General features: G+C 67.1%; 16 protein-coding genes. 5 read left to right on the forward strand and 11 right to left on the reverse strand.

Annotated features, from left to right (window positions below):
- Positions 1-15: 15 nt before the first annotated feature.
- Entirely contained in the window at positions 16-1269 is a 1254-nt protein-coding gene (locus IB258_RS06030; protein WP_054452538.1) for an Hsp70 family protein, read from the forward strand.
- Positions 1270-1274: 5 nt separating this feature from the next.
- Here IB258_RS06030 and IB258_RS06035 read toward each other — a convergent pair whose 3' ends face one another.
- Complete coding sequence (locus IB258_RS06035; RefSeq protein ID WP_119449362.1) at positions 1275-2195, reverse strand: LysR substrate-binding domain-containing protein; 921 nt, start codon at positions 2193-2195, stop codon at positions 1275-1277.
- A gap of 236 nt (positions 2196-2431) precedes the next feature.
- On the opposite strand from IB258_RS06035, the gene IB258_RS06040 reads away from it, so the two are divergent.
- From IB258_RS06040 to IB258_RS06050, 3 genes are all read left to right on the forward strand, one after another.
- Complete coding sequence (locus IB258_RS06040; RefSeq protein WP_119449272.1) at positions 2432-3451, forward strand: NAD(P)-dependent alcohol dehydrogenase; 1020 nt, start codon at positions 2432-2434, stop codon at positions 3449-3451.
- A 93-nt stretch (positions 3452-3544) separates the two neighbouring features.
- On the forward strand, positions 3545-4132 hold the full coding sequence (locus IB258_RS06045; RefSeq protein WP_054452535.1) for an NUDIX domain-containing protein: 588 nt from the start codon (positions 3545-3547) through the stop codon (positions 4130-4132).
- Positions 4133-4157: 25 nt separating this feature from the next.
- Entirely contained in the window at positions 4158-4493 is a 336-nt protein-coding gene (locus tag IB258_RS06050; RefSeq protein ID WP_054452532.1) for a 2Fe-2S iron-sulfur cluster-binding protein, read from the forward strand.
- On the opposite strand, the gene IB258_RS06055 is transcribed toward IB258_RS06050, so the two are convergent.
- From IB258_RS06055 to IB258_RS06090, 8 genes are all read right to left on the reverse strand, one after another.
- On the reverse strand, positions 4474-4959 hold the full coding sequence (locus IB258_RS06055) for a hypothetical protein (RefSeq protein WP_225590300.1): 486 nt from the start codon (positions 4957-4959) through the stop codon (positions 4474-4476). The genes IB258_RS06050 and IB258_RS06055 overlap by 20 nt on opposite strands.
- Entirely contained in the window at positions 4910-5611 is a 702-nt protein-coding gene (locus tag IB258_RS06060; protein WP_119449273.1) for a DUF899 domain-containing protein, read from the reverse strand. The genes IB258_RS06055 and IB258_RS06060 overlap by 50 nt, the downstream gene beginning before the upstream one ends.
- 54 nt (positions 5612-5665) lie before the next feature.
- On the reverse strand, positions 5666-6130 hold the full coding sequence (locus IB258_RS06065) for an SRPBCC domain-containing protein (protein ID WP_119449274.1): 465 nt from the start codon (positions 6128-6130) through the stop codon (positions 5666-5668).
- Complete coding sequence (locus IB258_RS06070) at positions 6016-6468, reverse strand: helix-turn-helix transcriptional regulator (RefSeq protein ID WP_119449275.1); 453 nt, start codon at positions 6466-6468, stop codon at positions 6016-6018. Before IB258_RS06070 ends, IB258_RS06065 begins: the two co-directional genes overlap by 115 nt.
- Positions 6469-6529: 61 nt before the next feature.
- Entirely contained in the window at positions 6530-7834 is a 1305-nt protein-coding gene (locus IB258_RS06075) for an MFS transporter (protein WP_054452516.1), read from the reverse strand.
- A gap of 162 nt (positions 7835-7996) precedes the next feature.
- Entirely contained in the window at positions 7997-9181 is a 1185-nt protein-coding gene (locus IB258_RS06080) for a hypothetical protein (protein ID WP_225590301.1), read from the reverse strand.
- Positions 9182-9195: 14 nt separating this feature from the next.
- A complete protein-coding gene (locus tag IB258_RS06085; protein ID WP_013394848.1) occupies positions 9196-9924 on the reverse strand; it encodes a helix-turn-helix domain-containing protein in 729 nt (242 codons plus the stop codon).
- A 97-nt stretch (positions 9925-10021) separates the two neighbouring features.
- Positions 10022-10456: a gamma-glutamylcyclotransferase gene (locus IB258_RS06090; RefSeq protein WP_054452511.1), complete on the reverse strand. Its 435-nt coding sequence runs from the start codon at positions 10454-10456 to the stop codon at positions 10022-10024.
- 137 nt (positions 10457-10593) lie between these two features.
- Here IB258_RS06090 and clpB point away from each other — a divergent pair, with 137 nt between their 5' ends.
- Positions 10594-13200, forward strand: coding sequence for an ATP-dependent chaperone ClpB (gene clpB, locus IB258_RS06095; protein WP_054452508.1), 2607 nt, complete (start codon positions 10594-10596; stop codon positions 13198-13200).
- Positions 13201-13294: 94 nt separating this feature from the next.
- Here the strand turns inward: clpB and IB258_RS06100 are convergent, their stop codons facing one another.
- Together IB258_RS06100 and IB258_RS06105 are read right to left on the reverse strand one after the other, a co-directional pair.
- A complete protein-coding gene (locus IB258_RS06100; protein WP_175164159.1) occupies positions 13295-13723 on the reverse strand; it encodes a DUF1641 domain-containing protein in 429 nt (142 codons plus the stop codon).
- Positions 13720-14910 carry an FAD/NAD(P)-binding oxidoreductase gene (locus IB258_RS06105; protein WP_119449280.1) on the reverse strand — a complete coding sequence of 397 codons (1191 nt, stop codon included), beginning with the start codon at positions 14908-14910 and terminating at the stop codon, positions 13720-13722. The genes IB258_RS06100 and IB258_RS06105 overlap by 4 nt, the downstream gene beginning before the upstream one ends.
- Positions 14911-14960 lie beyond the last annotated feature (50 nt).

Here is a 14960-nt window from a genome sequence, read left to right on the forward strand (position 1 = left end):
GCCCCAGAATTCCCCATGATTTCCACCGCATGCGGCGTCGACTTCGGCACGTCCAATTCCACCGTGGGCTGGAGCCGCCCCGATCAGCGCGCGCTCCTCGCCCTGGAAGACGGCAAGACCACCTTGCCCTCGGCCATTTTCTTCCATGACGAAGACGCCGAAGTCAGCTATGGCCGGGCCGCCATCTCCGACTACCTGGCGGGCTACGACGGGCGCCTAATGCGCTCGATGAAGAGCCTGCTGGGCAGCTCGCTGATCGACGGCTCGACGGAAGTGCAGGGCCGTTCGATTCCGTTCCGCGTCCTGCTCACGCGCTTCATCGCCGAACTCAAGCGCCGCGCGGAAACCGCAGCGGGGCGCGGCTTCACGCGCGCCGTGCTGGGCCGGCCGGTGTTCTTCGTGGATGACAATCCGGCCGCCGACCAGACCGCCCAGGACACGCTGGGCGAGATCGCGCGCAGCGTCGGCTTCACCGATATCGAGTTCCAGTTCGAGCCGCTGGCCGCCGCATTCGATTATGAATCGCAGATCGACCGCGAAGAACTGGTGCTGGTCATCGACATCGGCGGCGGTACTTCCGATTTCTCGCTGATCCGCCTGGGGCCCGGCCGCGCCACCAAGGCCGACCGCCGCGAAGACATCCTGGCCTACGGCGGCGTGCACATCGGCGGGGTGGACTTCGACAAGCAGCTCAGCCTGGCGCACGTGATGCCCATGCTGGGGCTGGGCAGCCAGCTGCGCAGCGGCAAGGATGTGCCCTCCACGCAATATGGCAACCTGGCCTGCTGGCACACCATCAACCAGGCCTATACGCGCAAGGCCGCCGAACATTTCGCCTACATCCGCGCCGAGGCTGGCGACCGCGAGAAGATCGACCTGCTGCTGAACCTGGTCAAGCAGCGCGCCGGCCACTGGGTGGCGGTGCAGGTCGAAGAGGCCAAGATCGCACTGTCGGAGACGCCCGCCGCGCGCATCGACCTGTCGCGCATCGCGCCGGAGCTGGGCGTGGACGTGACGCGCCCCTCGTTCGACGCCTGCGTGGGCCGCCTGATCGAAAAGGTCGAGACCACGGTGGGCGCGTTGCTGCGCGACGCCGGCGTATCGACCGCGGACGTGGATACGGTGTTCTTCACCGGCGGTTCCAGCCGCGTGCCGCGTTTGCGCGAATCGGTGTCAGCCCTGGTGCCGGGCGCGCGCAGCGTCGAAGGCGACCTGTTCGGCAGCATCGGCGCCGGCCTGGCGCTGGACGCCCGCCGCAAGTTCGGCTGAGCCGCTCAGGCGGCCAGCATCGAGGGTACGCGGGCCGCCAGCGCGTCGATGGCGGCGCGCGTCTTGGACGGCAGGTAGCGCGCTTGCGGCCAGACGGCGTGCACCTCTTGCGCGGCCAGGCGATCGCCGTGCATCAGCACGTCCAGCTCGCCGGTGCGCACATAGTGCGTCAGCATCCAGCAGGGCAGCCAGGCGAGCCCCGCGCCGGCGATGGCGGCGTCCGCGATGGCTTGCAGGTCGTCCAGACGCAGGCACGGACGCGGGCGCAGCTGCAGTACCTGGCCGTCGGGCCCATGCAGCGCCCAGGCCTTGTCCACGCCGTTGCGCGTGTAGACGATGGCGGCATGCCGCTGCATCTCATCCACGGTGACCGGGCGGCCATGTGCCTGGATGTATGCGGGAGAAGCCCCGATGCCCATGGTCTGCATGCCCAGCCGCCGCGCGGCCAGGCTGGCGCTGTCGGGCAGCTCGCCCACGCGGATGCCCAGGTCGTAGCCTTCCTCGATCAGATCGACCACCCGGTCGTTGAATGAAACCTCCACCTGCAGTTGCGGATGCTGCTGTGCCAGTTCGCGCAGCACGGGCGCGACGCAATGGCGGCCGAACACCAGCGGCGCGCTGACGCGTAAGCGACCCTGGGGCTCGCGCCGGCCGCTGTCCAGCTCGGCCTCGGCGGTCTGCAGTTCGGCCAGCGCGCGCACGCAACGGTCGTAATAGGCCTGGCCATCGTCGGTCAGGCTTTGCTGGCGGGTGGTGCGGTGGAACAGCCTGGCGCCCAGCCGCGCCTCCAGCCGCGCGATGGACTTGCCCACCGCGGAGCGCGTGAGGTTCAGGCGTTGCGCCGCGAGCGCGAAGCTGCCTGCTTCCACGGCCTGAACGAAGACTTCGATGCCGCTCAGCCGGTCATAGGTGATCGCTGTAGCCATCATGGACTCCCTGCATTTATTGGTTCCTAGTAGGATTCGATGAAATGAAAAACATTCGCCACTAGGGAAATTGGTTCCCATATATCTTATCGGTACTTGACCGTCACGGATAGCCGCCAATGGCGGGCGGCGGTCTTTTTTGCCGCCGGGCCGCCCCAAGGCAAAAAAGCCCCCTTGGGGGCAGCAAGCCGAAGGCGCAGCGTGGGGGCCTTTTTTGAATCGATAGGAGAAACAACATGCAGGCATACACCGTCACCAGCGGCAAGGACATCGCTTCGCTGGAGCGCGTCACGCGCCAGCCTCGCAGCCTGGGGCCGTTGGAGCTGCGCGTGCGCATCAAGGCCGTGTCGCTGAACTACCGCGACCTGATGGTGGCGCGCGGCGAGTATCTGAAGGGTTCGGGCGATCCGGTCATACCCGCCTCCGACGCCGCGGGCGAGGTGATCGAGGTGGGTGCGGGCGTGAGCCGGTTCAAGGTCGGCGACCGCGTCATGGGCGCATTCATGCCGGACTGGATCGATGGCGAGCCCACGCCCGCCACGGTGGCGCTGGCGCCGGGCGCCGCCACCGACGGCCTGCTGTCCACCGAGAGCGTGTTTGCCGAGCACGCCCTGGTCGCAACGCCGGCATCCTTGAGCGACGAGCAGGCCTCGACCCTGCCTTGCGCCGCCGTCACCGCATGGAACGCGCTGTTCGTCGCCGGACGCGCCAAGGCGGGCCAGACGGCTTTGTTCCTGGGCACGGGCGGGGTTTCCATCTGGGGCCTGCAACTGGCCAAGGCAGCCGGCATGCGCACCATCATCACCTCGTCCAGCGCGGACAAGCTGGCCCGCGCGCGCGAGCTGGGCGCGGACCTTACGATCAACTACCGTGAAACGCCGCAATGGCAGGACGAAGTGCTGCGCCTGACCGGCGGCGAGGGCGCCCACGTGGTGGTGGAAGTCGGCGGCGAAGGCACGCTCGAACGTTCCGTCGCGGCCGCGCGCATGGGAGGCACCATTGCGGTCATCGGCGGCGTCAGCGGCTTCGCGGCCGTGCCGGTCGCGCCCTTGGCGTTGATTGCGGGCGTCAAGCGGCTGGAAGGCATCTTCGTCGGCAGCCGCAAGATGCTCGAGGACGTGGCGCGTTTCGTCGACGTGGCGCGCATCGCGCCGGTCATCGACCGCGTCTACTCGTTTGCCGAAGCGCGCGAGGCGTTCGAGCACCTGGCGTCGGGCCGGCACTTCGGCAAGCTCGTCATCCGCGTCGCGGAGTAGGCGTCATCGGGGAAGGCGGGCGGCGATGGTAAGCTCGTGCTGCCCGCGCGGACTGGCCATCATCCGCGCGTCCCTTGAGGTATCCGACCCGCCATGACCCGCAAGCCCGATTCCCATCTCGAAGAAAAACTCGTCGCCAGCGAGGCGCCATACAACGGCGCCTTCCTGAAGATCCGCCGCGACACGGTCAGCCTGCCCAACGGCAACACGGCCACGCGCGAGTACGTGGTGCATCCGGGCGCGGTGGTGGTGATCCCGCTGCTGGACGATGGCCGGGTCCTGCTGGAGCGTCAGTTCCGTTATCCCATCGGACGCGTGATGACCGAGTTCCCGGCCGGGAAGCTGGATCCGGGCGAGGATCCGCTGGCCTGCGGCAAGCGCGAGCTGCTGGAGGAAACCGGCTATACCGCGGATCAGTGGGCGCATGCGGGAGCGCTGCACCTGGCCATCGCGTATTCCACCGAGATCATCCATATCTACTTCGCCCGCGGCCTGCGCGCCGGGCCTCGCCAATTGGACCAGGACGAATTCCTGGATGTGATCAGCGCGGATCCCGCCGAGCTGATCGAGGCTTGCGCCAAGGGCGAGGTCACCGACGCCAAGACGCTGACCTGCGTGCTGTGGATGCAGAACGTGCTGTCCGGCGCCTGGCAGCTGGACTGGCAGGACAACGCGGGCTGAAGCCCGGTCCGGAATCTGTCCAGACATGTCCGCATTTCCCGTTCTGGTGCAGCCCGCCGGCCTGCGCTTTGACGCGCCGGCCGATACCTCCGTGCTGCTGGCGGCGCAGGCGGCCGGCATCAAGCTGCCCAGTTCGTGCCGTAACGGCACATGCCGCGCCTGCATGTGCCTGCTGCTGGAAGGCGAGATCTCGTACCGCATCGAGTGGCCGGGGCTGTCGCGCGACGAGAAGGAAGAAGGCTGGATCCTGCCCTGCGTGGCGCAGGCCGAGTCCGCCCTGGAAATCCAGGCGCCCCTGGCCGCGCCGATCGAGGCCGCGCCCGTTGCGCCACCGCGCCCGCTTACCGGGGCGCGGCGCTAGCGCCTGCAATCAGCGCCGCGGCGGCCATGGCGACGCCCATTCCCAGCGCCATGCCGGCCGCCATTCCGCCGAATGGCGCGACGCTCGCGGCCAGCGCCGCCGCCATGCCCCATTGAGCCCCTGCCAGCATGCCCAGCCCCATCGCCAGTGCGCAGGCCAGCCGCGCTGCCATGCGCGGCGCGCCTGGCAGCGGCAATAGCGCGGCAATCAGCATGGCTGCGCTGCTGGCGGGCATCAGGGCCGCATGGCGCCAGGCTTGGTCCAGCAGCCCGCCGGACGCCCCGCACAGGCTGGCCAGCAGCGCCGCCGGCGTGCGCAGCGTGTCTGCCCACAGCCCCGCGGCCATGGCTGCGGTGCAGGCCAGCCACAGGACGGCGGCGTCGGAGGCCACGCGGACTGCATCGCCGGGCTTGCGCCTAGCCGCAGGCGTGGCAGGCGTGCGGCCGCGCGTCGTCGTAGCGGTCATGGTGGCGTACCCAGTCGCCCAGGTTGAAGTGCGGGCCGTTCTCGTTGCGGCCCAGGGGCGCCAATTCCAGGTAGTTGTAGGCCCCGGCCAGCCTTTCCACGCCGCGCGAGAAGCTTGAATAGGTATGAAAGATCTCGCCGTCCGGGTCGCGGAAGAACGCGCTGGCGCCGGAGTTTTCCTCCATGCTGCCGTCGGCCTTGGGCACGGAGGCCAGCAGGTCGAAATTGAAGTCGCAGCCTTCGGACGAGTACCAGGGGAACTGCCAGCCCATGCGGCGCTTGAAGGCCTCCAGCTTGGCGTAGGGGGCTCGCGACACGGCGACCACCGTCACGTCATGCTGGCGCAGGTGCATGAGCGCGCTGTCCATGTGGTCGGCCAGGAACGAGCAGCCCACGCAGCCTTCCTCCCAGTCCGGGCCGAACATGAAGTGGTAGACGATGAGCTGGCTCCTGCCCTGGAACAGCGCGGCCAGGTCCACGGAGCCGGCCGCGCCCTGGAAGCGATAGGGCTTGTCCACTTTGACCCAGGGCAGGGCCATGCGCTCGCGGGCCAGCGCGTCCTGGGCACGAGTCAGTTCTTTTTCGCGGCGCAGCAGCGCCTCGCGCGCGATGTCCCATTGCGCTCGGGATACGACGGGGTGATCGGTCTGCATCGTGTGTCTCCTTGGAATGGGCCGGCAGGCCCGGGTAGGGCGAACGGCGGGGATTCAGGCCGGCTTCGCCAGATGGGCCGCCAGCCGTTCCAGCGCGCCCAGCCAGCCATGCTGGTGGCTGTCGCGGGTGGCCTGGTCGACGAACGGGGTTTGCAGGAAGGCAAGCTCGGTGCCGCCGCCGGCAGGGGTGAATTCCAGGGTGATCAGCGAGACTTCCGCGGGCGTATCGCGCCAGGCCCAGGTAAACACCAGGCGGCGCTGCGGTTCGACTTCGCGGTAGTGGCCGCTGGCGTGGTGCTCCAGCCCGTCCTCGGTGGCGAATCCCACCTGATAGGCGCCGCCCACGCGTACGTCGGTTTCCGCCCGCAGCACCTTGCGGGTTTCGGCGGGACCGAACCAGCGCATCAGCGCTTGCGGGTCCGTCCAGGCGCGCCAGACGCGTTCGACGGGGGCGTCGAAGCGGCGTTTGAGGCGGAGTTCGATGGGGGCTGTTTCGCCTCGGGTGCTTCGTTTTTCCATGGGTGGACCTCTTCCTCGTGGTACAGGTAGCGCGCCAGCGAATCCAGCTGCCCGTTCCAGAACTTCTCGTAGCGGGCCAGCCAGTCGGATGCCGCCCGCATGGGTTCGGGCGATAGCGTGCAGTTCACGACGCGGCCGTCCTTGGCGCGGGCGATCAGGCCGGCGTCTTCCAGCACGCGCAGATGCTTCATGAAAGCGGGCAGGGACATGGCGTGCGGCCGGGCCAGCTCGCTGACCGAGGCCGCGCCTTGTTCCAGGTCGGCCAGCACCCGGCGCCGCGTGCCGTCTGCCAGGGCCGAAAAGATGCTGTCCAGTGTGTCGTCTTTAAACTTAACCATAGGGTTAAGTATTAAGCCGAAGCCGCGGGACTGTCAAGCAACAAAGTTGGCGCGAAAGGAATCAGGCGTGCTGGTGCATGGCCGACCGGTGCTTGGTGTCGCGCATGGTGGCGTACACCAGCAGCGACAGGAAGATGATGCCGGCGAGGTAGTAGTAGAACCACTCCTCGTGCCCCTGCTGTTTGAAGAACAGCGCAATGGCCGGCGCCGTGCCGCCGAAGATCGACACCGTCACGGCGTAGGGCACGGCCACGCCGGTGGCGCGGATGTTGGTGGGGAAGAGCTCCGCCTTCACCACCGCGTTGATGGAGGTGTAGCCGGCCGTGAACACCCAGGCGCCGCAGATCAGCAGGAAGGCCATGAAGGGCGAATGCGTATGCGACAGCGTCATCAGGATGGGCACCGTGAGCGCCGCGCCTGCCACGCCGAAGAACACCAGCAGCGGCTTGCGCCCGATCTTGTCGGACAGCGCGCCATACACCGGCTGCAGGATCAGCGCGAAGATCAGCGACCCGGCGATGATGTAGGTGGTGACGATGTCGGAGAAGCCCGAGGTCTGCCGCACGAAGGTCTGCATGTAGGTGGTGAAGGTATAGAACGCCGCGGTGCCGCCCGCGGTCAGGCCCACCACGATCGCGACCTCGCGCGGATATTTCAGCAGGCCGCGCAGCGAACTGGTCTGCGGCTTGGGCGCTTTCTGCGCCTCTTTGTAGGAATCCGTCTCGGGCATGTCGCGCCGCATCAGGGCCGTGATGATGGCCAGCATGGCGCCGATCACGAAGGGGATGCGCCAGCCCCATTCCACCAACTGCTCGTGGGTCAGGAACACGTTCTGCAACAGCAGCAGCACCAGGATGGCGCAGAGCTGGCCGCCGATCAGCGTGACGTACTGGAAGCTGGAATAGAAGCCGCGATGCTCGGGGTCCGCGATCTCGGTCAGGTAGGTGGCGCTGGCGCCATACTCGCCGCCCAGGCTCAGCCCCTCGATCACGCGCGCCAGGGCCAGCAGCGCGGGCGCGGCCAGGCCGATGGTGGCATAGGTGGGCGTGACCGCGATGATCAGCGAGCCCACGCACATCATCCCCACCGACACCATCAGCGACAGGCGCCGCCCATGGCGGTCGGCCAGATGGCCGAACAGCCAGCCGCCGAGCGGACGCACGATGAAGCCGGCCGCGAACAGCGTGGCCGCGTTCAGTTGCTGGACGACCGGGTCGTGGGACGGGAAAAACGCGGGGGCGAAGTACAGGGCGAAAGCGGTATAGGCGTAGAAGTCATACCACTCCACCAGATTGCCCATGGAGCCGATGAAGATCGCCTTGATGCGGCGCTTCGCGTCGGGGATGTCGAGATACGCTTGTGTCATATCCATCCTTCGGGTGCGTTTGTCGGGGGACGCCGGACACGCGATCGCGGGTGGGCCGCGAATGGAACATGCATTGCGTTATGTTGCGCCTGCGCGCGCGGAAATGCACGCGTATCAATACCGCTTCTTGTTCAGCTTTTTGTCAGGCCTGGCCGCGCCGGCTCACTTGCCGCGTGGCTTGATGACTTCGCAAGGCGCGGCGCCTTCCGCCGACTGGGCCTCGTCGCCCAGCAGCGCCTGCGTGCCGCAGACCGAGCCGAACATGCCTTTGTTGTTGTGGCCGATGCCGGCCACTTCGAAGGCGCGCCGGTGCAGCGTCACGGGTTTGGCGCCGCGGGCGGCCAGCACGTGTTCGTATTGTGCGTAGCCTGTGCCGCGGGCCAGCCGGGTCGCGCCCTGGGCTTCCGCGCCGCAGGTCTTGTCCAGCAGGCGGTCTTCGGGATTGTTGTCGGCGCCGCCCAGCAGATAGGTGACGTCGCGCGCGGCGTAGCGCACAAAGAGCTTGGATTCGTCGGTCTCGCGCGAGTACGCGGGCAGCTTGTCCGGGCCGTACTTGTACTGGTTGTAGGTGGGGCAGATGCCGCGCTCGTAGGGCGCATAGCCCTTGCCGTCGGCGCGGGGGCGCTCGTTGCTCAGGTACAGGTAGGACGAAGGATTGGCGACGACGTAGCGCAGCGCCAGCCCGTCGCGCCGCAGCGGGCCGTCGATGTTGTTCAGCACCGCGTAGCGTTGTACCAACTGCCCGCCGGCCGAGTGGCCGGCCAGCACGATGCCGGCCAGCGAGGCCAGGCGCTTGCGGTCGTCCAGGCTGCGCAGCAGGTCGTCCAGCACCTGGAACGAGCTGACGGGCGCGGGGCGTCCCGCGGCCTGCACGCTGTCTTCCCCGTCTTCCCAGCTGGCCTTGCGCCAGGCCGCCATGCCGCCGAAACCCGAATCGATGGAGCCCGAGAAGCGCGGCGCCAGGATCAGGGTGTCGCGGGCCCGCTCGGGGTTGTGCGCCAGCAGCGCGGCGACAGATTCGTAATAGCGGTCGGCGTCGCGCTTGACGCCGTGGATCACGACCACGACCTGCTTGATGTTGCGCAGGTCGTCCTTGGCCAGGTCGCGGTTGGCGTAGACCGGCATCTTGTAGCGGTGGCCGGGCTTGCCCAGTTCCACGGACTGCCAGCGCAAGGGCGCCGTGCGCTTGGGCGCGGGCGCGGTTTCGCTGTAGTCGTAAGGGTCGGGCAGGGGCGTCTGCGCGCGCGCGGCCAGCGGCGCGAGCGCCGCCAGGGCGAACAGCGCGGCCAGGCCGCGCATGCGGTCCGGCCGCGCTACAAGCAAGGGGAGGATGGGTGCGCGGCGCATGGCGCGGCGGAAATTCAGCAGCTCTCTTGGCCCAGCAACTGCTTGAGCGCGGGCAGGTCCAGGATGCGGACCTCGCGCTGGTTGATCTTGATGAGGCCGTCGCGCGCAAAGCGCGAGAACAGCCGGCTGACCGTTTCCAGGGTCAGGCCGAGGTAGTTGCCGATTTCCTCGCGGCTCATGCGCAGCACGAATTCGGTGGAGGAATAGCCCAGCGAAGCGTAGCGCTGCGACAAGTTCAGCAGGAACGCGGCCAGGCGCTGCTCGGAGCGCATGGAGCCCAGCGATGCCAGCATCTGGTGCGAGCGGTTGATTTCGCGGCTCATCAGGCGGCGGAACTGCTGCTGCAGCGAGGGCAGGTGGGCCGCGACCCGGTCGATGTCGGCCAGGCGGATGACGCAGACCTCGGAATCTTCCAGCGCCACGGCGGTCGAGACGTGCTTGCCGTCCAGCATGCCGTCCATGCCGACGATTTCGCCGGGCAGATGAAAGCCGGTGACCTGGATCTGGCCGGTCGCGTCTTCCAGCTGCGTCTTGAGGCTGCCGAAGCGCACGCTGTAGACCGCGTCCAGCGGGTGATTCAGCGAATAGAGCGGCTTGCCTTTTTCAAGGCGCACGCGTTCCCTGACCAGTTCGTCCAGCTTTTCCACTTCCGCGGCTGCCATGCCCACGGGCACGCATACATGCCCCAGCATGCATGTGGAGCAATGGGCGGCATCAGGGGCAACGGGGACCCGTTTTTGCATACGATGACCTCTATAGTGCCCATTGCGCGGACGGATGCCGGCATGGGTATAAAGCTTAAGACAAGCTGTATTGTAGTCCGTTGTTACTACGGGCGTCTTACGGGGCGTCCGATAGGGGGCGCGCAAGGCGGTAAGCGACCCAGTCGTCGGCGGCTATATCGACCGCCGCGCCGCGCAGGGCCGGGTCTATCGGGTAGTACTGGCAGCGCAGTTCCGGGGCTTGCGCGGGCGGTTCCAGGCGCGCCACGACCTCGCGCCGCACGAAGCAGCAGGGCTTGCCGGATTCGTACTCCTCGATCTCGTCCATCAGCGCCACCAGGGCGGGCTCCACCTGGAAAACGTCGCCGCGCACGCGCCGGCCGTCGTCCACCGGGATCAGGCCGGGCCAGTCGCCGAAGTCCACCAGGCGGCCCGGCACGCTGGCCGGACCGACATGGCGGGCCGCCGGCAGGCCGCGCCGGGCGGCGGCTTGAGCCAGGTCATTGATTTCGCCCGCGCGTAGGGTGCCGTAGACAAAAACGTATATGCTCATAGGTCAGGTTGTTGCTGCACGTCGAAAAAACCATGGCGCGGGCAGGGTGTTGAAATTCTCGCATCTGGCCGCATATTCAGGATATCGAGCCAGCCGGCACGTATCGGTCAGGCTCCCCAACAAGCCAAACGACCATTATGCGATTCGACAAACTGACTACCAAGTTCCAGCAAGCCCTGGCCGACGCTCAGAGTCTGGCCGCCCGCAACGACCATCCCTACATCGAGCCCATCCACGTGCTCTCCGCCTTGCTGTCGGATTCCGACAGCGGCGCGGGCAGCCTGCTGGCGCGCGCCGGCGTGGCCGTCAACCGGGTGCAGTCGGCCATCGACAGCGCCCTGAAGTCCCTGCCGCAGGTGCAGGGCGACGACAACGTCCAGGTCGGCCGCGACCTGCAGGCGGTGCTGACCCGCACCGACAAGGAAGCCGCGCGCCGTGGCGACACCTATATTGCCAGCGAACTGTTCCTGCTGGCGCTGGCGGACGACAAGGGCGACGCCGGCCGCATCCTGCGCGACGCGGGCCTGCAGAAAAAGGCCCTGGAGGCCGCGATCGACGCCGTGCGCGGCGGCGAGAACGTCTCCGGCGCGGAAGGCGAATCCAACCGCGAAGCCCTGTCCAAGTACACCATGGACCTGACCGAGCGCGCCCGCCAAGGCAAGCTCGACCCGGTGATCGGCCGCGACGACGAAATCCGCCGCACCATCCAGATCCTGCAGCGCCGCACCAAGAACAACCCCGTGCTGATCGGCGAACCCGGCGTGGGCAAGACCGCCATCGTCGAAGGCCTGGCGCAGCGCATCGTCAATGACGAAGTTCCCGAAACGCTGCGCGGCAAGCGTGTGCTGTCGCTGGATCTGGCCGCGCTGCTGGCCGGCGCGAAGTTCCGCGGCGAATTCGAAGAACGCCTGAAGGCCGTGCTGAAAGAGCTGTCGCTGGACGACGGCAGCAACATCGTCTTCATCGACGAACTCCACACCATGGTGGGCGCGGGCAAGGCCGAAGGCGCGATGGACGCGGGCAACATGCTCAAGCCCGCGCTGGCACGCGGCGAGCTGCACTGCATCGGCGCGACCACGCTGGACGAATACCGCAAGTACATCGAGAAGGACGCGGCGCTGGAGCGTCGCTTCCAGAAGGTGCTGGTCGACGAGCCCGACGTGGAATCCACAATCGCCATCCTGCGCGGTCTGCAGGAGCGCTATGAAATCCACCACGGCGTCGAGATCACCGACCCGGCCATCGTGGCCGCGGCCGAACTGTCGCACCGCTACATCACCGACCGCTTCCTGCCTGACAAGGCCATCGACCTGATCGACGAGGCCGGCGCGCGCATCCGCATGGAAATCGATTCCAAGCCGGAAGTGATGGACAAGCTGGACCGCCGCATCATCCAGCTCAAGATCGAGCGCGAAGCCGTCAAGAAGGAATCCGACGACGCTTCCAAGCGCCGCCTGGGCGTGATCGAGGACGAACTCGAAAAGCTGCAACGCGAGTACAACGACTTCGAGGAAATCTGGAAGGCCGAGAAAGCGGCGGTGCAGGGCACGCAGGCCATCAAGGAAGAAATCGACAGCGTGCGCGCCGAAATGGCGGAACTGCAGCGCAAGGGCCAGTTCGACAAGCTGGCCGAGCTGCAGTACGGCAAGCTGCCGGACCTGGAAGCGCGCCTGAAGGCGGCCGAAGTGGGCGCCGCGGAAGCGGCCGAGGAAGCCGAGGGCGGCGAAGGGCGTCCGCGCCTGTTGCGCACCCGCGTCGGCGCCGAGGAAATCGCCGAGGTCGTGTCGCGCGCCACCGGCATTCCGGTGTCCAAGATGATGCAGGGCGAACGCGAGAAGCTGCTGCACATGGAGGAATACCTGCATAAGCGCGTGGTGGGCCAGGACGAGGCTGTGCGCCTGGTGTCCGACGCCATCCGGCGTTCGCGCGCCGGCCTGGCGGACCCGTCGCGCCCCTACGGCTCCTTCCTGTTCCTGGGCCCCACGGGCGTGGGCAAGACCGAGCTGACGCGTGCGCTGGCCGAGTTCCTGTTCGATTCCGAAGAGCACATGATCCGCATCGACATGAGCGAATTCATGGAGAAGCACTCGGTGGCCCGCCTGATCGGCGCGCCGCCGGGATACGTGGGCTACGAAGAAGGCGGCTACCTGACCGAAGCCGTGCGCCGCAAGCCGTACAGCGTGGTGCTGCTGGATGAAGTCGAAAAGGCCCATCCGGACGTCTTCAACGTGTTGCTGCAGGTGCTGGACGACGGCCGCCTGACCGACGGCCAGGGCCGCACGGTGGACTTCCGCAACACGGTGATCGTGATGACGTCCAACCTGGGTTCGCACCATATCCAGAGCCTGGCCGGCAAGCCTTACGAAGTGGTCAAGGAAGTGGTGTGGGACGAGCTCAAGCAGACCCTGCGCCCCGAATTCCTGAACCGTATCGACGAAGTGGTCGTGTTCCATGGCCTGGAAGCGCAGCACATCGAGTCGATCGCCCGCATCCAGCTGCGCCGCCTGGGCGAGCGCCTGGAAAAGCAGGAGATGCGCCTCGAAGTGAGCGAACCCGCGTTGGCGGAACTGGCCCGCTCCGGCTTCGATCCGGTGTTCGGCGCGCGCCCCTTGAAGCGCGCGATCCAGCAGCAGATCGAAAACCCGGTGGCGCGCCTGATCCTGGAAGGCCGCTTCGGCCCGCGCGACGTGGTGCCGGTGGACTGGCAGGACGGGCAGTTCGTCTTTACGCGGACCTTGCAGTAAACGGGTCCGGCGCGGCGAGATCCCGGCCGCGCATGAAAACAACCCCCGGAAGCTGGACTGACGTCCAGTTTCCGGGGGTTTTTTACATGCGTCTTCAGCTTGCGTCGGCGTAGTCCTTGCGTTGCGCCGCCATCTGCCTGCCCAGCGTCTGCAGCGCCCGCAGCACCACGGCCATGCCACGGCGGGTGTCCTCATCGCGCATCAGGCCGATGAGGCCGGTCAGGCTCGGAGGGCGCGCTTCCTGCAATGTGCGCGTGTGGGCATCGCGCAGCGTATTGGCGGCGGTCCAGGCGGCGCTGCTGGCCTGTTCCGACAGCAGCGCCAGCTTTTCCACCATGGACTGATCCAGCAGATCCACCAGATCGGACGCCAGCGACAGCAGGTCGGCGATGTTGTCCAGCCGTCCCGCTTCGGCCAGCAGGCCCAGCCTGTCGGCCAGCGCGCGTGCGCCCGGCCCGCCGCCCAGGAACGGAGCGGCCGCGTCGGCGGCCTGCGTGGCGCTTGCTTCGTGCGGCGCGTTCATAGCATTCCCCTTGCGACGGCCCAGTACAGGCCGCGGTTGAACCCGTGGCGCAGCAGGCCGCCGAGTTTGGTGGGCGGCGTGGGCAGCACGTCATGGGTGTAGTCGTACCAGAGCGGCATGCCGGCGTTCAGCCCCATCTGGGCCACCGCCTGCACCCGGCCGTCATAGGCGCTGCACGGTTGGCCCAGCCGGATCTCGCCGGCGATGTTGTTGGCGATGACCGGCGCCTGGTTATGGCAGGAGCCGCCCGCCTTGCTGACCGGCAGATCGACGGTGTCGCCGATGACGTAGACATTCTGCAGCCCGTAGACCTGCAGCGTCTCGTGGTCGGTCGGCAGCCAGCCTTCGTTGTTTTCGGCTTGCGACACGCCGGACTCCAGCACGACATCCACCGCGCGTATCGGCGGCGTGGCCATGAGGATGTCGAAGGGCTGTTCGCCGCCTTCCTCCGAGTAGGCGATGCGCCGGTCGGGATCGACCCGCGACAAGGTGAAGCCGCGTTGAAACTGTATGCCCTTCTGCTCGAAGATGGCGGGTAGCACTTCGCAGGTTGGCCGCTGCAGGAACAGGCAATTGCGAAGCAGCTGCGAGGTGGTGGGGTAGGTGTAGATGATCTCCACCTTGTCGCGCACGCCGCGCCGCCGCAGGTAGTCGTCCAGCATCAGCGTGGTTTCGATCGGCGCGATGCCGCACTGGTGCGGGACGTTGGGCGTCTTGGGGAAGGTGACGCTGATGAATACCCGCCCGCGCTCGATGCGCGACAGGCGGTCCGCCAACTGCCTGGCGGGCGCGTATTGGTAGAAGTGGTCTCCGGCCTCCTTCAGGCCTTCGATGCGTTCGGGCGAGGGTACGCAGCCGGTGGCGATGACCAGATAGTCATAGCCGTAGCGCTTGCCGCCCTGCGTGGCGACCTCTTGGCGGTCGAAGTGGAACCGCGTGACCTTGTCGACGCGGAATTCGATCTCGGGGCGCAGCAGGGAACGTTCCGGCCGTTTCAGTTCCTCTTGGAAGAAGAGGTTGAAGGCCACGTACATGAACGCCGGTTTGTAGTAGTGATCCGGCGTGTCCGACAGCAGCGTGATGGAGACTTCACCGCGGCTGATTTCGGGGTACAGCTTTCCGGCGAGCTGATTGGCGAGCATGGTGCCGCCTACGCCGCCGCCTACGACAACAATACGCTTGTTCATAAACCACCTCTTATGGAGAGATTCTGAGGGCAAGTGCAATGCGTCTGTGT

The organism is Achromobacter sp. ACM02, from assembly GCF_014851605.1.
Lineage (GTDB): Bacteria > Pseudomonadota > Gammaproteobacteria > Burkholderiales > Burkholderiaceae_B > Achromobacter > Achromobacter aegrifaciens.